This window comes from Candidatus Cloacimonadota bacterium (assembly GCA_012522635.1).
GTDB lineage: Bacteria > Cloacimonadota > Cloacimonadia > Cloacimonadales > Cloacimonadaceae > Syntrophosphaera.
In genome coordinates this window covers 1-4,101 of sequence record JAAYKA010000147.1, presented here as the reverse complement: position 1 = coordinate 4,101, position 4,101 = coordinate 1, and the positions used below count along the sequence as shown (strand labels likewise).

Here is a 4,101-nt window from a genome sequence, read left to right as displayed (position 1 = left end):
TCAAGATTTTGCAAAAAGCCTCGGATATGAGCATGAATCACAGCAAACTGCTTTGCAAATCCAGAATGACCTCGCGGGACTTTCGCAAAACCATGGAAAGCCTCCTGGAGCGCCAGGCTATTCGAGCTCTTGAGGAAGAAGTGGGCTATCGCAACCGTATTAAAATGAGTTACAGTCTGAATCCAGTCTTGGAACACGTTGACTTGAATTAAGTTAGGCAAAATCGAGGCCGTGGATGTCATGCCTGGCGTCCACGGCTTTTATTGTTTTAATCAATTTTAATGAGTTTTCAAGTGCATTTGGGAGTGATTTATTGCATAAGTCTTTGCAGGGGTAGAGCTTATCTTTCAAACAGGGTTCATCAATCTTAATAATTAAACAATTCCGCTTATACGGCAGCCCGCAGGAAAGAATGCGGAAGGGCGCCATTGACAAAAAAGAAGCACAAGACTCTGCACCCCTGTGTCTTGAGTATCTCATCTATATGATATATAAGATATAAAAATATATTACTATGTAATAATATAAATCTATATATGTATATATAACAGTATGTTATACTATCTATCTACTTCTTATCCTCTTATTTTAGGGCGGGGGAGAGAGAAAGAGGCTGGAATTGATACATTGATTAAACTCATTTGGCGGAAAAAACGCTAATCCACTGTATCGCAGTAAATTACGCCATTTTTTAGTGAAAATCAGGCCTGAAAATCCTTTGAAACCCAAGAAATTGATTAAATGGGGAGCAGGGGGTGCAGAGGGGCTTAAGGCTATAAGCCTGTTGGAACACCGGTTTTAACCGGTTGGCGCGCCGGATTTATCCGGTGGAAAAGGGTGGCTGGTTTTCAGCCTTGTGCCAGATGAATCTGGCACCAACGACCGGATGAATCCGGTGCTCCGGCATGGGCTGGATTTCTCACTTCGTTCGAAATGACGCTTCGGGGCGGGTTTGGGTGGTGGGCGGAGCTGGGTGGTCGGCAGGACATTGTGCCAGATGAATCTGGCACCTACGACCGGATGAATCCGGTGCTCCGGCATGGGCTGGATTCTTCGCTTCGCTCAGAATGACGCTTCGGGGCGGGTTTGGGTGGTGGTGGGCGGAGTCTGAGTGGTCGAAAGGACATTGTGCCAGATGAATCTGGCACCTACGACCGGATGAATCCGGTGTTCCGGCGAGCCTATCGCTGGCGCTCAGGATGACGCATGGGCGCGGGGTTGGGTGATGATTTGCAGGGTTTAGGTGGTCGAAAGGACATTGTGCCAGATGAATCTGGGACAGAGGTGGACTTAAAACAAAACAGGCTTGCAGCTTGGTTTGCAGGGGATAATTTTTCATTGACACGGAATTGAAGTTTTTAAAGATGGTTAGAAGTCGATATGTGAAATCACATAACGAAACAAGAAGAAATCACGGAGCGATAAATGGCACTCGAACCCACAGATTTGATGGATTTAAAAGAAGCCAGCGATTGGGCATCCAGCCTGCTTGGAAAAGATGTAACAATTTCCAATATCAGCTATCTCATCCAATATGGGCTGGTGAGAAAATATGGCGAGATGGGGTCCTCATTTGTATCCAAAAGTGAGCTTGATGAATACTATCATACAAACAATAGATTTCGTGAACACCGGTGGCGTCAGCAATTGGGGGATGACCTAAACTGGGCATTGTCTTTTGAGCAATACAAAGAATCAGAAACCACCAAACATGTGCATAGACTGCATCCCTACAAGGGGAAATTTATCCCGCAATTGGTGGAATACTTTTTGGACAAACATATTGACCGCTATAAGAGAGAAGTGTTTTTTGAGCCTGGAGACATTGTGCTTGACCCATTTGCCGGAAGTGGAACCACATTGGTTCAGGCAAACGAATTGGGAATCAATGCCGTTGGAATCGATGTGTCCGCCTTTAACGTGATGATATGCGGAAGCAAGATAAAGAAATATGATTTTGCCGAGCTGTCTTTTGAACTGGATAGGATAACCGAGGCTTTGGAGTGGCATTTACGAGATTCAAAGACAATTGAATTCGAAGACCGTCTTTTGGAAGAACTGTATGAATTTAACAAGCAGTATTTCCCCACACCCGAATTTAGGCGGATGGTTCGCACCCGGGAAATCGATGTAAAGACATATTCTGCCGAGAAAGAGCAGGAATTCTTGCCCATATACAATAAATTGGTTGATGAGTATGAGATAAAACTGATTGCTGAAACCCCCGTTTCCTTCATGGAAAAATGGTTCATTCAGCACATTCGGGAAGAGATTGATTTTGTGTTTAACGAGATTCAGAAGGCGGAAACCCCGGCGATAAGAAAGATATTGGGCATAATTCTGAGCCGCACCATTAGAAGCTGCAGAGCCACCACACACTCTGACCTGGCAACACTGATGGAACCCGTTACAACGACATATTATTGCCGAAAACATGCTAAGATTTGCAAACCGCTATTCTCGATTCTGAAGTGGTGGAAACGTTATTCCATGGACACTTTGAAAAGATTGAAAACCTTTGATGGGCTGCGCACAAATACAAGACAGGCTTGCATTACGGGCGATAGCAGGAATGTGGATATTGCGGAAAAAGTATCGAATTTGGACGCCGATTTGGGTTCGATGATTAAAACTCAAAAGTTTAAGGGGATATTCACTTCACCGCCTTATGTGGGTTTGATTGATTATCACGAACAGCACGCCTATGCGTATGACACATTTGGCTTTGAACGCCATGATGAGCTTGAGATTGGGCCTCTCTACAAAGGGCAGGGGGTTCAGGCAAGAGAAAGCTATGCGCAGGGGATAAGCGAGGTTTTGATTAATTGCAAGCGTTTTCTGGCAGATGACTATCATGTATTTTTGGTTGCCAATGATAAATACAAGCTTTATCCCAAGATTGCAGAAAAAGCCGGGATGAAAATTGTGAATCAGTATAAGCGTCCGGTGTTGAATCGCACAGAAAAAGACAAACGGGCTTACTCGGAGACAATCTTTCACCTTAAAGAAGCAACATAAAAATGGATGCAGGACGGGAAAATTGCAAAATTGCAAAGCAAATGAGGATAACATGAACCAGAAATTGAAAACAAAGATAAAAGGGATTTTGGAGGGGTGTTTAAGAGCCAAGTTTGAGAAATATAGTCCTGAAACCAAATATATGCCTTTTCACACAAATCTACTTGGCAAAGATAGAATGGCACTGTTCTCGTTTATTCACTCGATAAGCACATCTTTAGGACTTGTCACTTTTGAACAAATTGCCAAAGAAATAGGGCTGACTAATTTTAAAACGGCTGAAAGAAATGTGAAAGTGGGCAGTCAGATTTCAGCGGACTCTGAGCAGGTTATACAAGGCATCATGAACGACCTGAGTACGGCTAAAACAAGTCCTGATAAAGAGAAAGAAATAACTGAAATCAGAAAGGTATGCAATACCGGAACAATGAAAAAATCGAAACCAACCAAAGTTGACTTGAAGCTCGAGTCTCATTCTGGAGAGATATACCTTATTGACATTAAATCTGTAAAGCCAAATATAGGTGAATTCAAGGGCTTCAAAAGAACTCTGTTGGAATGGGTGGCTGTGTATCTGGCAGCCAATCCCACAGCCAAGGTGCACACATTATTGGCAATGCCCTACAACCCTTATCATCCTGAGTCTTATGCACGCTGGACAATGAAAGGCATGATTGACATCAACAATGAATTGAAAGTTGCGGAAGAATTTTGGGATTTTCTTGGAGGTGAAGGGACCTATGATGCCCTCTTGGATATTTTTGAGGAAGTCGGTGTGGAAATGAGGGACGAGATTGACGCTTACTTCGCCAAATTCAAATGATAGGTTAATCAATTTTTAGAGGAGCTTGATTTGGCTGACCCAAAGGTTCCATTTGATGATTCGATGCCGTTTTAGGGTGAGTGGCGGTTTATAGGGTCTGGGTGGTCTTAGGGACATTTATTGACGCCATGGGCTGGATTCTTCGCTTCGCTCAGAATGACGCATGGGCGCGGGTTTGGGTGGTGGGCGGAGCTGGGTGGTCGGCAGGACATTGTGCCAGATGAATCTGGCACCTACGACCGGATGAATCCGGTGTTCCG

Annotated in this window: 4 protein-coding genes; 3 read left to right on the top strand and 1 reads right to left on the bottom strand. The window is 44.1% G+C overall.

The annotated features are described in order from the left end of the window. Positions 1–32: 32 nt before the first annotated feature. Positions 33–212, top strand: coding sequence for a hypothetical protein (locus GX135_07695; GenBank protein ID NLN85960.1), 180 nt, complete (start codon positions 33–35; stop codon positions 210–212). Between the two features lie 707 nt (positions 213–919). Here the strand turns inward: GX135_07695 and GX135_07690 are convergent. Next, positions 920–1,339, bottom strand: a complete 420-nt coding sequence (locus GX135_07690) for a hypothetical protein (protein NLN85959.1) — start codon at positions 1,337–1,339, stop codon at positions 920–922. Positions 1,340–1,425: 86 nt separating this feature from the next. Here GX135_07690 and GX135_07685 point away from each other — a divergent pair, with 86 nt between their 5' ends. Both GX135_07685 and GX135_07680 read left to right on the top strand, forming a co-directional pair. Beyond that, on the top strand, positions 1,426–3,018 hold the full coding sequence (locus tag GX135_07685) for a site-specific DNA-methyltransferase (GenBank protein ID NLN85958.1): 1,593 nt from the start codon (positions 1,426–1,428) through the stop codon (positions 3,016–3,018). Between the two features lie 52 nt (positions 3,019–3,070). Further along, positions 3,071–3,841, top strand: a complete 771-nt coding sequence (locus GX135_07680) for a TdeIII family type II restriction endonuclease (GenBank protein NLN85957.1) — start codon at positions 3,071–3,073, stop codon at positions 3,839–3,841. Positions 3,842–4,101 lie beyond the last annotated feature (260 nt).